At 47.5% G+C, this 17,596-nt stretch carries 17 protein-coding genes; 11 read left to right on the top strand and 6 right to left on the bottom strand.

The annotated features are described in order from the left end of the window. Positions 1–21 precede the first annotated feature (21 nt). The 3 genes from BUB43_RS07580 to BUB43_RS07570 are packed head-to-tail and all read right to left on the bottom strand — an operon-like array spanning position 22 to position 2,526. Complete coding sequence (locus BUB43_RS07580; RefSeq protein ID WP_073179816.1) at positions 22–732, bottom strand: CDP-alcohol phosphatidyltransferase family protein; 711 nt, start codon at positions 730–732, stop codon at positions 22–24. Beyond that, the gene (locus tag BUB43_RS07575; protein ID WP_073179814.1) at positions 732–1,592 is read right to left on the bottom strand and encodes a lysylphosphatidylglycerol synthase transmembrane domain-containing protein; all 861 of its coding nucleotides are present in this window, start codon (positions 1,590–1,592) and stop codon (positions 732–734) included. Before BUB43_RS07575 ends, BUB43_RS07580 begins: the two co-directional genes overlap by 1 nt. Beyond that, a complete protein-coding gene (locus BUB43_RS07570; protein ID WP_073179812.1) occupies positions 1,573–2,526 on the bottom strand; it encodes a glycosyltransferase family 2 protein in 954 nt (317 codons plus the stop codon). The genes BUB43_RS07575 and BUB43_RS07570 overlap by 20 nt, the downstream gene beginning before the upstream one ends. Before the next feature lie 38 nt (positions 2,527–2,564). Here BUB43_RS07570 and BUB43_RS07565 point away from each other — a divergent pair, with 38 nt between their 5' ends. The 9 genes from BUB43_RS07565 to BUB43_RS07525 all read left to right on the top strand — a co-directional run bounded on the left by BUB43_RS07565 (position 2,565) and on the right by BUB43_RS07525 (position 12,671). Further along, entirely contained in the window at positions 2,565–4,190 is a 1,626-nt protein-coding gene (locus tag BUB43_RS07565) for an ArnT family glycosyltransferase (RefSeq protein WP_083541211.1), read from the top strand. A gap of 110 nt (positions 4,191–4,300) precedes the next feature. Next, a complete protein-coding gene (locus BUB43_RS07560) occupies positions 4,301–4,717 on the top strand; it encodes a DUF2147 domain-containing protein (protein WP_073179810.1) in 417 nt (138 codons plus the stop codon). Between the two features lie 109 nt (positions 4,718–4,826). Continuing rightward, the gene (locus BUB43_RS07555) at positions 4,827–5,810 is read left to right on the top strand and encodes a pyruvate dehydrogenase complex E1 component subunit beta (RefSeq protein ID WP_073179808.1); all 984 of its coding nucleotides are present in this window, start codon (positions 4,827–4,829) and stop codon (positions 5,808–5,810) included. A 93-nt stretch (positions 5,811–5,903) separates the two neighbouring features. Next, positions 5,904–7,883 carry a KUP/HAK/KT family potassium transporter gene (locus BUB43_RS07550; protein ID WP_073179806.1) on the top strand — a complete coding sequence of 660 codons (1,980 nt, stop codon included), beginning with the start codon at positions 5,904–5,906 and terminating at the stop codon, positions 7,881–7,883. 56 nt (positions 7,884–7,939) lie between these two features. Next, entirely contained in the window at positions 7,940–8,410 is a 471-nt protein-coding gene (locus tag BUB43_RS07545) for a Fur family transcriptional regulator (protein WP_073179805.1), read from the top strand. Beyond that, the gene (locus BUB43_RS07540) at positions 8,410–10,128 is read left to right on the top strand and encodes an OstA-like protein (RefSeq protein ID WP_073179803.1); all 1,719 of its coding nucleotides are present in this window, start codon (positions 8,410–8,412) and stop codon (positions 10,126–10,128) included. Before BUB43_RS07545 ends, BUB43_RS07540 begins: the two co-directional genes overlap by 1 nt. Positions 10,129–10,130: 2 nt before the next feature. Next, complete coding sequence (locus BUB43_RS07535) at positions 10,131–11,312, top strand: aspartate aminotransferase family protein (RefSeq protein WP_073179801.1); 1,182 nt, start codon at positions 10,131–10,133, stop codon at positions 11,310–11,312. A 105-nt stretch (positions 11,313–11,417) separates the two neighbouring features. Further along, positions 11,418–11,804: an START-like domain-containing protein gene (locus BUB43_RS07530; protein WP_073179799.1), complete on the top strand. Its 387-nt coding sequence runs from the start codon at positions 11,418–11,420 to the stop codon at positions 11,802–11,804. 60 nt (positions 11,805–11,864) lie between these two features. Beyond that, complete coding sequence (locus tag BUB43_RS07525) at positions 11,865–12,671, top strand: aminotransferase class IV (RefSeq protein ID WP_073179797.1); 807 nt, start codon at positions 11,865–11,867, stop codon at positions 12,669–12,671. Here BUB43_RS07525 and BUB43_RS07520 read toward each other — a convergent pair. Further along, the gene (locus BUB43_RS07520) at positions 12,668–13,216 is read right to left on the bottom strand and encodes a YqgE/AlgH family protein (RefSeq protein ID WP_073179795.1); all 549 of its coding nucleotides are present in this window, start codon (positions 13,214–13,216) and stop codon (positions 12,668–12,670) included. The genes BUB43_RS07525 and BUB43_RS07520 overlap by 4 nt on opposite strands. Positions 13,217–13,243: 27 nt before the next feature. Here BUB43_RS07520 and pdxH point away from each other — a divergent pair, with 27 nt between their 5' ends. Further along, on the top strand, positions 13,244–13,885 hold the full coding sequence (gene pdxH / locus BUB43_RS07515) for a pyridoxamine 5'-phosphate oxidase (protein ID WP_073179793.1): 642 nt from the start codon (positions 13,244–13,246) through the stop codon (positions 13,883–13,885). A 39-nt stretch (positions 13,886–13,924) separates the two neighbouring features. Here the strand turns inward: pdxH and BUB43_RS07510 are convergent, their stop codons facing one another. After that, positions 13,925–14,236 carry an HU family DNA-binding protein gene (locus BUB43_RS07510; RefSeq protein WP_073179791.1) on the bottom strand — a complete coding sequence of 104 codons (312 nt, stop codon included), beginning with the start codon at positions 14,234–14,236 and terminating at the stop codon, positions 13,925–13,927. A 114-nt stretch (positions 14,237–14,350) separates the two neighbouring features. Further along, positions 14,351–15,322, bottom strand: a complete 972-nt coding sequence (locus BUB43_RS07505; RefSeq protein WP_073179790.1) for a two-component regulator propeller domain-containing protein — start codon at positions 15,320–15,322, stop codon at positions 14,351–14,353. Between the two features lie 200 nt (positions 15,323–15,522). Between BUB43_RS07505 and BUB43_RS07500 the strand changes: the two genes are divergently transcribed. Continuing rightward, entirely contained in the window at positions 15,523–17,583 is a 2,061-nt protein-coding gene (locus tag BUB43_RS07500; protein WP_083541210.1) for an alkaline phosphatase, read from the top strand. The last annotated feature ends 13 nt before the right edge of the window (positions 17,584–17,596 follow it).

Here is a 17,596-nt window from a genome sequence, read left to right as displayed (position 1 = left end):
TAAAGTTTAAGGTTCAAAATCTCAAATTTGGTTTTGGTAAAGCAGCGATGTGAAGATGTAAAACACGATGACGAGCGGAATTCCCGTGATGCCGAAAAGTGCGAGAAGAAGGATGGCGCCAGTTGCTAAAACAATTTTCGAGACATTATCCCGAATTTTCATCGACTTGAATTTCAGCGAAAGCATCTTCACCGGGCTAACTAAGAGCCAACTGCTGAGTAAGGTAAGCAGCAGTAAAAGTGCAGGGTTTTCCGTTAAAAACCGAAAGCTTCCGGATTCTTGATTGGCAAGGTAAATTCCGAAAATTAAAAGCGTGTTGCTGGGCGTGTTCAGGCCTTTGAAGTGAAATTTCTGCTCGTCATCCAGGTTGAAAATCGCAAGCCTTAAACACGAGAAAAGCGTGATGAAGAAGCCGAGATATTTGATTTCAAAACCGGCATTCATCCCAAAAAAATCGCTGCCGAAAGGCTCCAGCATTTTGTACATAGTGAGTCCCGGTAAAAAGCCGAAAGTTACCATATCTGCCAAAGAATCTAATTGCACACCAAGCTCAGAATTGGCCTTCATTGCCCTTGCCACAAAGCCGTCGAAAAAATCCAGAATCAATGAAATGGCGATGCAAAGCGCCGCCGTTCTATAATCGCCGCCGAAAAGGTGAACAGCACCGATGCAGCCGGAAAAAAGATTTCCCAGCGTGAAAGCGTTGGCAAGATTTTTTCGGATGAAGTTCATCAATCGGATTTCAGCTGTAAATTTAATTTTTTTGCCTGAAAGTAAACGCCAAAAAGCGAGAAGAATGCCGTAATAATGGTGAAAAGCAGCGATGCGGAAACCGAAAATTCCGGCGAGAATTCGAAGAGTTTGGATGCCTGGAGAAACAGCATTTCGCGAATTCCAAGCCCGGCAAAAGAAATCAAACTCAGCACCGAGCTCAGAAGGAAAACCAGCGAATAAACGCCGTATCCATCGGAAACGCCGAGGCTTTTTAGCAAAAGTGCAAAGCAGATTAACTGGCAAGCTTGAACGCCGGCGGAATACAGTAGGCCTGACCAAAAATTGACGCTGAGAATCGGGAAAAGTTTTTTGATGAAAAACCAGGAAATTGCCAGGCCGATGAGGAAAAGCAACACTTCATAAATCCAAAATTTCGGCAGAAAAAAAATTGCTAAAATGCAGATAATCAGGCAGATGCAGATTAAGCCAATTAACCTGTCGATGAAGATTGCGGCGGTCAATCTTTTGGCATTCCAGCCAAATTTTTTGTTCAGGGCAAAAACTTTGTAGGCATCACCACCAATTCCACCTGGTATGAAAAAATTGTAGAACATTCCTACGAAATACAGTTTCAGATTGCTGTGGAAACTCAGCGGAAAATCGGCGGTTTCAAAGAATTTCTGCAACCTGAGCGCTGAAATGATTTGCGAAATCAAAAATAAAATGGCCGCAGGAATCAGGTAAAAAAAATTCACCTGCCGCCAAAGATCCGTGATGTCTTTCAGCGGGATTTTGCGAAAAACGAAGAACAACAAAGCCAGGCTCACAAGGATTTTCACGGCATTCAGCGCCGATTTTTTAATGCGCTGCTTTGCCAAAATCTGTGATTTTCCGGATGTTAAACGGCCGTTTGTTCTGGGATTCGTAGTAAGTTTTCATCAGCATATCCACGATGATACCCGTCGTGAAAAACTGAATGCCGATGAACACGAGCAAAACGCCGAGAATCAGCATCGGTCTTCCGCCGATTTGTTCACCTAAAATCTTGAGAATCAGCAGGTAAAGGTTGATGAGCATACCCAGCGAAAACGCAAGAAGCCCGATGTTCCCGAAAAGGTAAATCGGTTTCGAAAGGTATTTCTGATTGAAAAGCACCAGCAGTAAATCGTTGATTACCTTGAAGGTACGGTTCATTCCGTATTTCGAAACGCCGTGCTGCCTTGCGTGGTGCTTCACGGGCATTTCCGCAATTTTCGCGCCGTTCAGGTGGGCCATCAGGCTTATGAAGCGGTGGTTCTCGCCGTATAGGTTCAGTTCTTTTGCCGTTTCCCGCGTGAAAACTTTCAGCGCGCAGCCTTGGTCAGAAATGTTCAGCTTCGTCGTATTTTTGATGATGAAATTCGCAATTCTCGACGGGATGGTGCGCACCGAAGAATCCTGCCGGTTAGCCCGTTTTCCCACCACCAAATCGTAGTTGCCGCGCTCAAGCAGGTCCACCATTGCAGGAATATCGCTCGGGTCGTTCTGCAGATCGCCATCCAGGGTGATGATGTAATCGCCCGTTGCAAAATCGAAGCCAGCCATCATTGCGGAGCTTTGGCCGTAGTTTTTCTTCAGCTCGATGAGCACCAGGTTTTCATCCGCCGCATCACGGATTTCCTGCACCGTACCATCGGTGGAGGCATCGTCTATCAGGATGAGTTCGTAGCGCAAGCCCTGCATCGCTTCGCGGATTTTCCGGATGAGCGGCGCAGCATTGCCCTGTTCGTTGTACATCGGGATTACGAGCGAATACGATTTCATCAAGTCCATAATCAGTAAATTTGTGGCAGCCCTGCAAAAATAAGACTTTGGAACAAAAAATTCTTTCGCGGCGCAGCATCGCGCTTTTTTACGCTGGCTTTTTAGCGGTTTACCTTTGCGGAATGCTCGTTCCGCTGATGCAGAACGATTCGGCGCAGCACGCTTCAATGGCGATGAGAATGGCTTTGAGTGGCGATTTTCTGAACATTTACAAGGGCGAAAACCCGTACCTGGATAAGCCGCACCTTCATTTTTGGCTCGCTGCCATTTCGATGAAATTTTTCGGGATAAATCATTTCGCTTACCGGATTCCTGCGGTGCTTTGCCTTTTTATGGCGGCATTTTCCACAAAGAAGCTGGCAGATTTACTTTATCGAAACGAAAATCTAAGCCATTGTGCCGCGCTGATTTTTCTTTCGGCGCAAACCATCATTCTTTCTGCGCACGATGTACGCACCGATGCGGTTCTCACAGGTTTTATCGCCTTTGCAATCTGGCAGTTTGTGAAGTTCATCCAGACGCAGAAAATTTCTTCAGCAACTTTGGCAGGATTTTCAACGGCGATGGCTTTTTCGACGAAAGGCCAAATGGCAGTGGTAATCATCGGGCTGTGCATTTTCTCGTATCTGCTTTATTCAAGGGAATGGCGGCGATTTTTCAATGCTAAAATTTTCTTTTCTGCCGCTGCATTTTTGGTTGGAATTTTCCCCGTAGTTTTCGCTTACAATCATCAGTTCGGTTTAGAAGGCGTGAAATTTATTTTGTTCAACCAGAGCTTGAATCGCCTTACAGCAAGCGGTTTTACGGAAACTTCGCCGGATTATTTTTTCTTTTTCCACACTTTGCTGTGGGCATTTCTGCCGTTTTCGCTGCTTTTTTACTGCGGCGTTTTTCAGCGCACTTTTTGGTTTTTCAAAAATAAATTCCAAAAAACGGAAGGCGCGGAATTTCTTACGCTCGGTGGATTTTGGCTGGTGATGCTGCTCTTCAGTTTTTCCAAATTCAAGCTGCCGCATTATCTCAACGGACTGATTCCCGTGATTTCGGTTTTTACTGCGGCTTATTTATTTTTAATCCGAAAAGAAAACCGGCAAAGATTGATAAAAGTTTTGTGGAAAATTCAATTGGTTGTGATATTTTCAGGAATAGTCGGAATTTTTATATTAACCGAAATTTTTACTGGAATTCCAAAGCCTATATTATATATGGTGTCGGTTTTTGTGCTGATGATTTTGCTGAACCGAATTTTCGTGAAGGAAAATTTATTCTCAAAATATCTGAAGGCATCGCTGCTTTTTTCCATCGGGATGAATTTGTTTTTGAACTCGCAGTTTTATCCGGTTTTAACGCAATTTCAAGGGCCATTGAAACAGGCAGAATTTGTGAATTCCCAAAGTTTACCCAAGGAAAAAATCTTTATGCTGAAGGATGATGAATCCTGGGCGTTTGATTTCTACACGAAAAGAAATACGCCGCGCATTATACCTGAAAATCTTCGGTATGGTGATTATCTTTTAACTGATGAAGTTCACCTGGAGGATATCAACCGACATTATAAAATAATCAATTCAGAGAAAGATTTCCGCATCACAAGGCTATCCCTTAAGTTTCTGAATCCACAGCGGCGAGAATCTCAATTGGGAAAAAAAATATTGATTCAAATAACTGACTGATTTATGTCGCGAAGATGAATCAATAAAAAAATGAAGGTGTTTAATTTATGTTTAAATTTTTTTCCTACATTTACCGCCAGGAAACTTTTTAACAATTAACATCATACATTATGAAAAAATCAGTATTTGCATTCTCAGCAATGCTCATCTCAGCACTTTCATTTGCGCAAATCGAAGGTAAGTGGCAAACCGTAGACGATGAAACCGGCAAGCCGAAAGCAATTGTCGAAGTTTTTAAAAAGACTGACGGGAAGTATTACGCTAAAATCGAGAAACTGCTGGTGAAGCCTGCCAACAACAACTGCGTAAACTGTACGGATGACCGAAAAAACAAGCCGCTGGAAGGGATGGAAATCATCCGTGGGCTGAAGAAGGAAGGAGATAAATTTACCGGGGGAAGCATTGTAGATCCGCAAAACGGCAAGACTTACAAGTGCGCCGTATCCCGCGATGGTAATAAACTTAATGTTCGCGGCTATTTGGGAGTTGCGGCACTGGGCCGTACGCAGGTTTGGAATAAGCTGTAAATATCCCTGCCATCATATTTTAAACTGATAAATCTTATATTTTTTAATCTTCTCGTCCATTATTTTCCAAGATTAAAATCTTAAATTTGTATTCAAAATTAAAAGACTGATGGCTGAATATACTTTCCGGGAAGTGATCGCGCAGGCGATGAGCGAGGAAATGCGCAAGGACGAGTCCATATACTTGATGGGCGAAGAAGTGGCGGAGTACAACGGTGCTTACAAGGCGTCCAAAGGGATGCTGGATGAATTCGGGCCGAAGCGTATAATCGATACGCCGATTTCTGAGCTCGGTTTTGCGGGAATTTCCGTGGGCGCTGCAATGAACGGCAATAGGCCGATTGTGGAATTTATGACCTTCAACTTCTCGCTTGTCGGCATCGATCAAATAATCAACAATGCCGCGAAAATCCGCCAAATGAGCGGCGGACAGTGGAGCTGCCCTATTGTTTTCCGCGGGCCTACGGCTTCTGCCGGCCAGCTTGGCGCCACGCACTCTCAGGCGCTGGAAAGCTGGTACGCCAATTGTCCCGGGCTGAAGGTTGTAGTGCCTTCCAACCCTTATGATGCGAAAGGCCTTCTGAAAACCGCCATTCAGGATAATGACCCCGTGATCTTTATGGAATCGGAGCAGATGTACGGCGATAAGATGGAAATTCCGGAGGAAGAATATTACATACCGCTTGGAAAGGCGGACATCAAGAAGGAAGGTAGCGATGTAACTTTAGTATCCTTTGGCAAAATAATGAAGGTGGCGATGCAGGCAGCAGAAGACCTGGAAAAAGAGGGGATTTCTGTAGAAGTTGTGGACCTTCGCACCGTTCGCCCTTTGGATTACGACACCGTTCTGGAATCGGTGAAGAAAACCAACCGGCTTGTAGTCCTGGAAGAAGCCTGGCCTTTTGCAAGCGTATCTGCCGAGATCGCCTATATGGTACAGCAAAAAGCGTTTGATTATCTGGATGCGCCTATCAAGAGAATTACAACGGCAGATGCTCCTGCGCCTTACTCCGCGCCGCTTTTCGAGGAATGGTTCCCTAAGGTAGAGAAGGTAAAAGAGGAAATCAAAAAAGCGATGTACCTCCCTGCTTAGGGCTACTTATTAACTATTTTCCCGGCACTTCGCCGGGTTTTTTCGTTTGGGCTACTCCGGAAATTCGCTTAATTTTGCACATATTTTTTTGCTATGTCCCCATCCTCGAAACACCTGGATATCACCCGGCTCTCCGCCCTTGGCGTGCTCGTCTCTCTCGGTATAGTTTTCGGGGATATCGGTACTTCCCCGCTATATGTGATGAAGGCGATTGTAAATTCCCGCCAGGAAAGCGCAAGCCTCCCGTTTAATGAATACATTGAGGGAGCTCTATCCTGCATCATCTGGACGCTCACGCTGCAGACTACTGTAAAGTATGTCCTCATCGCGCTCCGGGCGGATAACCGCGGAGAAGGTGGGATACTCGCGCTTTTCTCCTTGGTGAAAAATCTAAAAAAACGCTGGCTCTATCTGATTGCCATCATCGGAGCATCGGCACTCATTGCAGACGGGGTAATAACGCCCAGCCTTACCGTAATGTCCGCCATAGAGGGGCTAAAAATCTATAACCCCCACACGCCGGTGGTGCCCATCACCATCGGGATACTCATCGGGATATTCGTGGTGCAACAGTTCGGGACATCGTTCATCGGTAAGTTTTTCGGCCCGGTGATGATGTTGTGGTTCCTGATGTTGGGCGTCCTCGGATATATTCATATGATAGAAAATTTTGAAATCCTGAAGGCTTTCAACCCGTATTATGCCTACAAACTCATCGTAAATTCCCCGAGTGCCATCCTGATTCTGGGGGCGGTTTTCCTTTGTACGACGGGCGCGGAGGCGCTGTATTCGGACCTGGGACACTGCGGCGTGAAAAACATCCGCGTCAGCTGGTTTTTTGTAAAAACAATGCTGATATTGAACTACCTGGGGCAGGGCGCGTGGGTTTTGGCAAATCCTGATGCCGTGCTCGGTACCGGGCTCAATCCCTTCTTCGGCATAATGCCGGAGTGGATGCTCATTCCCGGCGTGGTGCTGGCTACTGCGGCGGCTATTATTGCCTCGCAAGCCCTCATCACGGGCTCTTTCACGCTTTTTTCCGAAGCGATGTCGCTGAGCTTCTGGCCCAATCAGAAAATCAACTATCCCTCCGGTGTGAAGGGGCAGATGTACATCCCGAAAATAAATTGGGGGCTGCTGGTATCCTGCATTTTTGTGGTGTTATATTTCAAAGAATCCGGCAGAATGGAGGCGGCGTACGGGCTTTCCATCACCGTTACTATGTTTATGACCACCATACTGCTGACCTTCTGGCTGCTGAAGCGCCGTGTGAACAACCTACTGGTACTGCTGTTTTTCCTTTTGTACAGCGCCATAGAGCTGGGCTTTTTCGGCGCCAATATTATAAAGTTCTTTGACGGGGGATGGATCTCGGTAATCCTCGCCGGCTCTATCGCGCTGGCGATGTATGCCTGGTACAACGGGCGCAGAATCAAGATGAAGTTCATCAAATTCGTACCGCTGGCCAAATATATCACCATTATAAAAGATATGAAGCTGGACGAGACGATCCCGAAATACGCCACCAACCTTGCCTTCCTCAGCAATGCGAAAAAGGAGGGCGAGGTAGATGCGAAAATCATCTACTCCATCATCCGGAAGCAGCCGAAGCGTGCCGATCATTACTTTATTCTGAGCATAGTAAACCAGGAAGATCCGTACACTTTTGAATATACCGTGGATGAAATAATGCCGGGCACCATTTTTAAAGTCAATTTCCTCCTTGGGTTTAAAATAGACCGCAGAATTAACGATTATTTCGATGATGTGCTGAAAGACCTTATGGAGCAGGGCATCATACCGGCGCGCAGCAGCTACCCGTCGCTGCGGGTTCACAACATCCCGCCGGACCTTAAATATGTGGTGATAGATAATACCTATATCAGCGATGCGCTGCTGACGCTGAAGGAAAAGATAACCCTCAAGATCTACAACCTCGTGAAGGTAATAGGCAGCGACGACTTCAAGACCTGGGGCGTATCCCCGCACAATGTGGTGGTAGAATCTGCGCCCATCTGGGATCAGAATATAGTGGCCAAGAAAATCCGCCAGAGGGAGATTCACTCGGTATAAAATTTCGCCCTGCAGAAATTATTCTGAAAACAATAAATTTGTAGAAATATATTTTGATGAACCAAAATCAGAAGATTACGGATCAGGCGGTGATCAAAGAAGTGCTGCGGAAATACCTTCAGGAAAAGGGGCTGCGCAATACCCCGGAGCGCTACACCATTCTGGAGGAAATTTATAATATGGATCAGCACTTCAATGTGGACGACCTGTACCTGCTGATGCTGCAGAAAAAATATCATGTATCCAAGGCCACAATTTACAACACCATAGATATTTTCCTGGATGCGGGGCTGATAAGGAGGCACCAGTTTGGCGAAAAAGCTTCCACAAGCACCTACGAGAAATCTTATTTCGACCGTCAGCACGATCATTTAGTAATTTACAGGGATGAAGGCGCAAAGGAAATCCTGGAAATCATCGAGTTCTGCGACCCAAGAATCCAGGGGATTAAAGATTCCATAGCGGAGGCGTTCGGGGTGAATATCCACGCACACTCGCTCTACTTCTACGGTTCAAAAAAATCCTGATGAGCCGCATCCTGCTCATTATCCTACTGATTTGCAGCGGATTGCAGGCGCAGGTACGGCAAAATCCGCCTACCAAGGATCCCTTTTTCTCAAAACCGCCTCAGCCGAAAGAGAGTGAGAAGATCCAGCATATACATTCCGACCTCTTTGGCGTGGATCCTATGCAGTTTGAAGGCAATCCTTACTTCTCCGGCAATGTTCAGTTTTCGCATCAAGGATCAGATCTTTTTGCCGATCTGGTGGTGCTTTACAAAGATCAGAATTTCGTAAAAGCCATAGGGAATGTGCGCCTCCAAAATGCTGACGGCTCTGTGATTACCGCCAGCGAAATGGAGTACGACGGCAATTCCCAACGCGGCATCGCAAGAAAAAATGTAGTGCTGACCGACCCGAAACAGACCATAAAAACCGAAACCCTCTACTACGACCGTGCGGCGAATACCGCTTACTTCAATTCCGGAGGGACAATTTTCGCCAATAATGCTGTAACTTACACAAAATCAGCTACTTACTTTGTTGAGAGCCGCACCGTGGATCTTTCTGGAAATATCAATATAGATAATGGCCAGTACATCGTGGAGGGCAGCAACATCCGGCAGAACCAGAATACGAACATTGCCGATATTTTCGGGCCTACGACAATCATTAACAAGCAGAACCCGGCCAACCGCGTTTACACCGAAAGCGGGAAATACAATATGAATACCCGGGAGGTTTTTCTGAATAAAAATTCCACCATTTTCTACAACGGGAAAACTCTGAAGGGTGATAAAATGTTTTACAATCAGAACTCTGGCTACGGCCGCGCCACGGGCAATGTACTGCTGAACGATCCTGCAGAAAGGCGCTTCATCCGCGGGGGGTTCGGAGAGGTTTATGAACGAAAAGATTCAGCGGTTATTACCGAAAAACCTTATGCGGTGAAGGTTCTTGAAAAAGATTCCATCTATTTCTCCGCTCAGAAAATCATCGCCTACCAGAAACTTGCCCCCGAAGGGAAGAAAAGTTTCCTGCGCGCCTTCCGCCAGGCAAGATTTTTTAAATCTAATGCCCAGGCGAGGACCGACTCGCTATCCTTCAACGAGACTGATGGAATCCTGCACCTGCACGGCAGTCCGGTGCTCTGGAGCGGGGCGCGGCAGGTCACGGGTGAGGAGGTCCAGGCGTACTTCGATCTGGAGCGAGAATACCTCGATTCGGTGAAGGTCAGTGGGAACGCTTTCGCCATTGTAAAGGTGGATTCACTCAGTAAAAAAGATGAGTTTCATCAAATAAAGGGCAGGCTGATGACGCTGAAATTCATTCAGAACGAAATTCACACCGCGGCGGCTATTGGCAACGCACAGGCAATTACCTATGCCGACAATGAGGATTCTAAGACAAGGGAAATGGAGCGCATCGGCGTTGCAATTTCTGCGTGCGGCAACATCGAAGCACTGTTCCAGAGCAGGATTGTGCAAATCATCTCCTGCAACATCGGGGCTAGCACCGATATTTACCCGATGAGTTTCATCAGCAGAGAGCAGAGATTCTTCCCCGATTTCAGCTGGAATACCAGGGACCGCCTGCGCCGCTGGCAGGATATTTTTCTGGAAAGTCCCAACTATCCCGAAGAAATTTACATCTCTGATGATTCCCTATACGAGGCAGCTCAGGAGGAAATCCTGAAAGAGCAGGAAAAAAATAAGGCGAAGCAGCCGAAGCGCAACAAACGATAAAAATGAAGGAAGATTTTTTCAAATACCAGGCGCAAACCACACAATTTGCCTCCGCATTTGAAGTGGATAGGGCAGAAGGCAGCTACATCTACGGAAAGGATGGGGGGAGATATTTGGACTTCGTGGCAGGGGTATCCGCCAACACCCTTGGGCACTCCCATCCGAAAATCATCAACGCCATAAAATCTCAGGCAGAGCGCTACCTGCACACGATGGTGTATGGCGAGTATGCGATGGAGAAGCCGGTGGCGCTCTGCAGGCTGCTTGCGGAATCCACGCCCGCGCCGCTGGAGGTCACTTACCTCGTGAACTCCGGTGCCGAGGCAATAGACGGCGCGCTGAAGCTCGCGAAAAGATTTACCGGTAGGGAAGAGATCATTGCCTACAAAGACGCCTACCACGGGAATACGCAGGGCGCGCTGTCTGTAGCGGGCAACGAGGTGCATAAGCGAGAATTCCGCCCGCTGCTGCCGATGGTAAATTTTATTGAGTTTAATAAACTTTCTGATTTACAACACATTACCGAGAAAACTGCCTGCGTTATTGTAGAAACCATACAGGGAGCCGCAGGATTTATTTTACCAGAAGAAAATTATTTCCGAAAACTGAAGCAGCGCTGCGAGGAAGTGGGCGCCCTCCTGATTCTTGATGAAATCCAGCCGGGTTTCGGAAGAACGGGAAGGCTATTCGCATTCGAGCATTACGGCATAGTGCCGGACATCCTGGTGATGGGCAAAGGCATGGGCGGGGGCGTGCCTGTGGGCGCCTTTATGTCCTCCGCAGAGATTATGCAGTCCCTCTCGCACTCGCCGAAACTGGGGCACATCACCACATTTGGCGGCAACCCGCTGATCGCGGCTGCGTCCCTCGCCACGCTTACAGAAGTGCTGGAAAGCGGCCTGATGGATGAGGTAGGGCGTAAGGAAGCGCTTTTCCGCGAGATGCTCTTACATCCAAAAATAAAAAAAATCAACGGCAGGGGGCTGATGCTCGCCGTAGATCTCGGCACCCCGGAATTCACCCTAAATGTGGCGCAGCGATGTATGCAGAAGGGGCTCATCGTGTTTTGGCAGCTGTACCGAAACGAGTTTATGAGGATCTCGCCGCCGCTGACAATCAGCGAGGATGAGATACGGGAAGGCTGCCGTATCATACTGGAAGTACTAGATGAGGAATTTGTTTGAACCTCCGGGTGGCGAAGTTTAATTTAAAATTAAATTCCGCCTGAGCCTTGCGGAAAACAAAAAATTAATCTTTATATTGCGCCTCGAAAAAAATGACAGTCCAAAATGGCTAAGCAAAAAGTGCAGTACGAATTCCCGATGCGCTGCCAGTCTGAGATTCTTTACGAATATCTCGCCAGCGGGGAGGGGCTTTCCGAGTGGTTCGCAGATGAGGTGACGGAGAAGGGCGATGATTTTTATTTCAGCTGGAATGGCGGGCCCGAGGAAAAAGCGACGCTGATCCGCTACAAGCCGGAAAGTTTCGTGCGCTTCCGCTGGGAGGAGGACGAGGGCACCAAGAACTTTTTCGAGCTTTCCATTGTGATAGATGATATCACGGAGGATTTGGCTCTGATGGTTACAGATTTTGCAGAGGAGGGCGAAGAGGAAGAGAACCGCCTGTATTGGGAAAATCTTATTGAAAATCTGAGGATTAAGCTCGGTGCGGCTTAGTTTTTTTAAAAAAAATTAATCTTTGAGTGAGCGATTTTTTTTCGTTCATTTATTTTTACAATGCAGGGGCATTTTTATCCGGAAAATTTTGAGGCGGCAAACCGGGCGTTTCTCTTTGGGGATGCGGTAAAAGCTTATTTTTTCGTTCGTGAGGGCAGGCTGGTAATGCACGAGGAATGCTATTTCTTCCTGATGGCGAGTATGCGCAAGATGCGTATGAACATTCCGCTGGGCTTTACGCTGGAGTTTTTCGAAAATCTGTTTTCAGAGAAGATCATCGCCGGCGGTATTTCGGATGCCGTTATTACATTTCTCGCGTACCGCGCGGAGGGGGAGAAGCTCTGGAAGTCCGACATCCACTACTGGCTCCGCGCGGAGCCGGGGAATATTTTCGATCTTCGGCAGCCGGCAGAGCTGGATATTCTGAAGGAAATAAATGTAAACGCCGGCCTGCTGAGCAGCCTCCGTGTACACTGCCCGGAGAATATTTATGCAGAAATTTACGCGCGCGAAAATGATCTGGACGATGTAATACTTTTGAATCCCCATAAAAGGATCGCGCGAAGCATCTGGGGAAATCTCCTCTTCCTGGAGGGCAATGATGTAAAAATCCCAAAGCAGGCAGAGGGCGCCTACATTTCTCCGATGATGGAGAATTTCGTTACTTTTCTGCATAAAAAAAGCATAGCGCTGATTACTGAGGCTGAATTTAATCCGTTTGAATCGCAGAAGGCGGACGAAATTATTATTTTCTCGGATGAGCGCGGCATCACGCCCGTCCGGAAAATCAGAAGCAAGGAATTCCCGATGGAGAGGTTCCCCGAGATGATCCGCGAGTGGCAGTCCAGCTTTGCCGTTACGGATTAGTTCATCATTACATTTTCGGGAGCGTTGGCATAAAGCAGGAACTCTCCGCCGAGGTTCTGCATAATATGCTTCCAGAGCGTCTGGTCGTTCGGCGCGGTATAGTCCATATTGAAGACTTCTACCACCGTCCAGGCACGGCGCGCGATCTCGGATTCCAGCTGCATTGCTGCCCAGCCGCTGTATCCAGAGAAAATCTTCACATCCTCCGCATTCAGCCTCCCGCTGATTATTTCGGCTGCTATCGCCTCCACATCCTCGGTCAGGTAATAATTTTCGTCAACCTTCAGGAATGCTTCCGTAAGCGGTACGCCGCGGACGATAAAAAAAATCTTGTCATTCTCCATCGGGCCGCCCTCGTACACAGCGACATCGAAACCGAAAATCTGCCGCATATGCGCGCTGATCTCATCGTTGCGCCGGTTGAGAATCAGCCCGAACGCCCCTTGCTCATTGTGGTCAATCATCAGTACCACAGCCCTTGAAAAGATATCGCCGGAGAGATCCGGAGCGGAAATTAAAATTTTACCTTTGTAAGAAAATTCCATATTCCGAATTTACAAAAATTTGAATAGATGAAAAACCTGCACGACAAAAGACAAGTTTACGAAAAATTTGAGCTAAAAGAAGATGAAATCCTTCCTGATCCTATGGCGCAGTTTGCCGCCTGGTACGGGGAGGCGGAGCGGGATTCCGGCATTGCCGAAGCCAATGCGATGTGCCTCTCCACCCTGGATGCGGATGGGTGCCCGCGCACGCGGGTAGTTTTGCTTAAGTCTTTTGACCAGAGCGGGCTGGTATTTTTTACCAATTATCAATCGAAGAAGGGGAGGTCCCTGGCAGAGGCGCCCCTCGCTTGTTTAAGTTTTTTCTGGCCAGATATGGAGCGGCAGGTGATTTTTAAAGCTCGTCTGGAAAAAGTTTCGCCCGCGGAGAGCGATCGGTACTTCGGTGAGCGCCCCCGTGGCAGCCAGTTGGGCGCGTGGGCTTCTCCCCAAAGCACAGAAATCCCGAGCAGGGAATACCTGGAGGCTAGTTTAAAAAAATACGAGATTGAATTTGAGAATAGCGAAATCCCCCGGCCCGCCCACTGGGGCGGCTACATTGCCCGCCCGTACGAGGCAGAGTTTTGGCAGGGTAGGCCAAACCGGCTGCACGACAGGATTTTGTATAGCTTGGGGGGCACTTCCTGGAAAGTGCACCGCCTGGCACCTTAAAATAAAATCCCGCAAATAATGCGGGATTTTATTTATTATTTATTTCTTTTTCTTGGAAGTGCTTTTTTTCTTCATAGAATCTACAGCTTCAGCGAGCTCTGCGCCAGGCTTGAATTTCGCTACCATTTTAGCAGGAATTTCAATTGGCTGCTTTGTAGATGGGTTGATGCCCTGTCTCGCAGCTCTTTCGGATACGGAGAAAGTTCCGAAACCTACCAATGACACTTTGCCGTTTTCCTGGGAAAGAGTCTCCGTCACATGCTTGATGAAAGATTCAAGCGCGGATTTAGCAGCTGCTTTTGTGATTTCTGCATCCTGTGCAATCGCTTCGATTAGTTCAGATTTGTTCATAATATGTTTGTTTTAAATGGTTTCTGTAGCGACAAATTTAAGATTTAATTTTAAATGTGCAATATAGGGAATGAATTTTAGCACGATTTCAAATAATATCCACATTCACGATATTTATTTTCCAGATAATTTCCCGGATTTTGGTATTTCAGGGATATTTACTGCCCACAGGCTGGTGCCGTTAAAAAGATATAGTTTATTTTTATGAATGGCGCCATTCAGGATGCTTGCAGTTCGCTCGCCCTTCGGCGTTCCCAGTTTATCGGCACTTAGGCGAAAAGCCGGGGAGTTTTCCTGATTGAAGACCTCGCCGCCCTGGTGCTCGTGCGCGAGGGAAGCCTCGGGAAATAAAAGTACGCCCTCCCGCGTGATGAAAAGAAATGCTGAGCGGCCGGTATTCAGAATGTTGTAGATTTCGTTCTCCTTACTGCCTACAAAGGCGAAAGACGGCATTTCGCCCATCATTTGGCCGCTTTTGCGAAACGCGATATTATCGGGCATAATGATCCAAAGGTTGGACTGATGGTCTGAAAAAAGTTTTTCCACATAATTATCCGGCAGCCCGTAGCCGCTGTGTGCTTCCTCCGCATAGCGGATGAAGGTATTGTCCGGTCTGATGCTGTAAAGGCCGAGATTGGTGCCCGCATTCACCAAGCCATCCGGCGTGGCACATACCACATACCCTGCGCCTGCGCTCAGCACTTGGGTAAAGTCATTTTTTTCCGATTGTTTATATATTCCGCTGAATTTGGTGGACGCCCAGATTTTTCCGTTGGAATCCTTTGTCAGCGATGTCACATCCAAGTCGCTCAGCAGCTGCGATACTGCCTTGCCATCGGCTAAACTGTAGGTTATGATGCCCCTCTCGGTAGCTGTCCAAAGCAAGTTGTCCTGGATAATTGCGTCATTAGCGGGGCTTCCAAAATCTGCAATCTTATCAAGTTTACCCTTTTTATTTATGAACAGTGCCTGCTCGGTAGCTGCATACTCCTTTTTCCCGTTAAAAAGGATTTTACTGAAAGACTGGGCAGAAACCGGAAACAAGCCTAAAAGTGCCAGCGAGATGCTTATTAGTGCTTTCCTCATTTTTTTAAAATTTTACTCCGCAAAACAAAGAATTTATTTTTAAATATCACATAGTTTAAAAACAAAAAACCGATAGCTTATACCTATAAATATGGGAGTTACATTTAACAAAAATTTAATATTAGGCTGTTTTCACACTCTGGCTTTTAGGTTAAATTTGTCAGTGTAATTGATAAACTTAACCCCCTAAAACTATATTTATGAAAACAAAATTATTTTGCGTGGCAGCATCTATGGCAGCAGCCGTAGCATTTGCACAGAAGCCAAAGCAAGTGATCATGTACATCGGCGATGGCTACGGTACATCCTCCAAAGTAGCGGCAAGGATGGCGATGGGCCAGGGTACTGAAGGCAAGCGCGTAACCAGCGATGCAAACTTTCATGTACTGGCTATTGACAAATTAAAATATCAGGGCTCCCTTACCACCCACTCGCTAAACTCTTGGATTACGGACTCCGGACCTGGCGCATCTTGCTATGCCGCCGGCGAGGCTGGTAAGCTGGATAACGAGGCCATCTCCTTCAATGTAGGAAAGGGAGAATCCGTACAGACTATTCTTGAAAAAGCAAAAAAAGCCGGCTATGCCGTGGGGCTTATCACCACTACGCGTATCACCCACGCTACTCCGGCTACCTTCGGATCCCATATCTGGTTCCGCGACCTTGAGGATTACATCGCTGCTCAATATATTTCCACCACCCAGCAGGAGTATGAGGACATTTTTAACAACTCCGCAATCAAGCCTTACAACGAAGGCAGAGACTGGATCCTCCCAGAGCCGAAAAAAGGCGTGGAGATAGATGTACTGCTGGGGGGCGGAGCAAGGCACTTCCTTCCGAAAGGCTACAGCGACCCGTACCTAGATTCCAAAGGAAATCCGATTATGGATAAAAACGGAAAAGCCGTGGCTCAGGCAGGCCGCAGGGTGGATAATGTAAACCTCGTGGAAGTGGCGAAACAGCGCGGATATTCTTATGTAAACAGCCGCGACGCCCTGATGAACCTGGATCTTTCAAAGTTTAAATCTGATAACAACGCGAAACTTCTCGGCCTCTTCAATGCATCCCATGTAAACTACGAACAGGATCGCCAGATGAACGCCGATTGGGAACCATCCCTTCCTGAAATGACAGAAATGGCGATCAAAGTTTTGCAGGCGAAAGGCGGTAAAAAAGGCTTCTTCCTGATGGTGGAAGGCGGAAGAATAGACCACCTGGAGCACGCCAACAGCGGCGGTATCTCCGTAATTTCTGATAACGGGAAAAATGTATACACCGTAGATGCCAACAAACCATCCTACATGGGCGGTGGCGAGGCTGTATACAGAGCCACGCCGGATACTCCGCGCCATACGGATGTTTTCGGATCAGACTATATGATCAAAGAAGTTCTCGCCTTCGATTATGCTATTGCGCAAGGCAGAAAGCTACTCGCAGATAACACAGCAGAAACGCTAATCTTCTCATCTTCAGACCATGAGTGCGGCGGTGTAGCGATCGTAGGTCTGAACGATGCCGCAAATGCACAGAACAACGGCACCTACATCCGTACCTACGCTATGGGGCCACGCCAGAACGGCGCCAAAGCATCCTCTGGCGGAGCCGCTACAGCAACTACCGTAGCAAACCCGGCCGGTGTAAAGCGTGGGGACATAGACTTCGGCACCACGAGCCCGAACGGCTGGTACCCGAACTATACGAACTATATATTCCAGAACAGAACCGAAGAGCCGTGGCCGAAAGTAGACATAAACGGCAGAAGGATCGTCATCGCCTATGCATCCAACCCAATAACCAACGGCAATGGAAACCTAGCCGGCGGAACTCCGGGTAACCACACCCCGATGGATGTATTCGTAGGCGCAGAAGACAATGTGCAGGGAGATTTCGCAAGAAGAATCACCGGAAAAGGGCAGCTCGACAATACCTACCTTACCCAGATCATGGCAGATTTCCTTCAGGTAGGCGCCCTATCCGCAAAAGAGGCGAAGGCAGAATCTCCGGACGCTGCAGGCAAGGTATCCGTATACCCCAATCCTGCAACCTCCAGCGCCACTCTGGACATCAACCTTAAAAAACCCTCCACGGTAGTGGTAAGCGTGTACGATATGTCCGGCAAGCTCGTAACCACCGCTGCAGAAGGCAAAAACGCCCAGTCCCACAAGATCGAAATCAGCACCCAGGCGCTCACCTCCGGCTCCTATGTTGTCAATGTAAAGTGCGACGCGGGCAGCTTCTCCACGAAACTAATCAAAAAATAACCAACCCTTTAAA

This window comes from Cruoricaptor ignavus, assembly GCF_900141665.1.
Taxonomy (GTDB): Bacteria; Bacteroidota; Bacteroidia; order Flavobacteriales; family Weeksellaceae; genus Cruoricaptor; species Cruoricaptor ignavus.
This window is presented reverse-complemented; position numbering and strand designations above follow the sequence as displayed.

What these genes read in the sequence shown, in the direction of transcription:
- BUB43_RS07555 (WP_073179808.1), top strand. Translation starts at nt 4,827, where the DNA reads ATGGCTGAATATACTTTCCGGGAAGTGATCGCGCAGGCGATGAGCGAG.
- BUB43_RS07540 (WP_073179803.1), top strand. Translation starts at nt 8,410, where the DNA reads ATGAGCCGCATCCTGCTCATTATCCTACTGATTTGCAGCGGATTGCAG.
- BUB43_RS07570 (WP_073179812.1), bottom strand. Translation starts at nt 2,526, where the DNA reads ATGGACTTGATGAAATCGTATTCGCTCGTAATCCCGATGTACAACGAA.
- BUB43_RS07520 (WP_073179795.1), bottom strand. Translation starts at nt 13,216, where the DNA reads ATGGAATTTTCTTACAAAGGTAAAATTTTAATTTCCGCTCCGGATCTC.
- BUB43_RS07550 (WP_073179806.1), top strand. Translation starts at nt 5,904, where the DNA reads ATGTCCCCATCCTCGAAACACCTGGATATCACCCGGCTCTCCGCCCTT.
- BUB43_RS07505 (WP_073179790.1), bottom strand. Translation starts at nt 15,322, where the DNA reads ATGAGGAAAGCACTAATAAGCATCTCGCTGGCACTTTTAGGCTTGTTT.
- BUB43_RS07580 (WP_073179816.1), bottom strand. Translation starts at nt 732, where the DNA reads ATGAACTTCATCCGAAAAAATCTTGCCAACGCTTTCACGCTGGGAAAT.
- BUB43_RS07525 (WP_073179797.1), top strand. Translation starts at nt 11,865, where the DNA reads ATGCAGGGGCATTTTTATCCGGAAAATTTTGAGGCGGCAAACCGGGCG.
- BUB43_RS07530 (WP_073179799.1), top strand. Translation starts at nt 11,418, where the DNA reads ATGGCTAAGCAAAAAGTGCAGTACGAATTCCCGATGCGCTGCCAGTCT.
- BUB43_RS07560 (WP_073179810.1), top strand. Translation starts at nt 4,301, where the DNA reads ATGAAAAAATCAGTATTTGCATTCTCAGCAATGCTCATCTCAGCACTT.
- BUB43_RS07545 (WP_073179805.1), top strand. Translation starts at nt 7,940, where the DNA reads ATGAACCAAAATCAGAAGATTACGGATCAGGCGGTGATCAAAGAAGTG.
- pdxH (WP_073179793.1), top strand. Translation starts at nt 13,244, where the DNA reads ATGAAAAACCTGCACGACAAAAGACAAGTTTACGAAAAATTTGAGCTA.
- BUB43_RS07510 (WP_073179791.1), bottom strand. Translation starts at nt 14,236, where the DNA reads ATGAACAAATCTGAACTAATCGAAGCGATTGCACAGGATGCAGAAATC.
- BUB43_RS07500 (WP_083541210.1), top strand. Translation starts at nt 15,523, where the DNA reads ATGAAAACAAAATTATTTTGCGTGGCAGCATCTATGGCAGCAGCCGTA.
- BUB43_RS07535 (WP_073179801.1), top strand. Translation starts at nt 10,131, where the DNA reads ATGAAGGAAGATTTTTTCAAATACCAGGCGCAAACCACACAATTTGCC.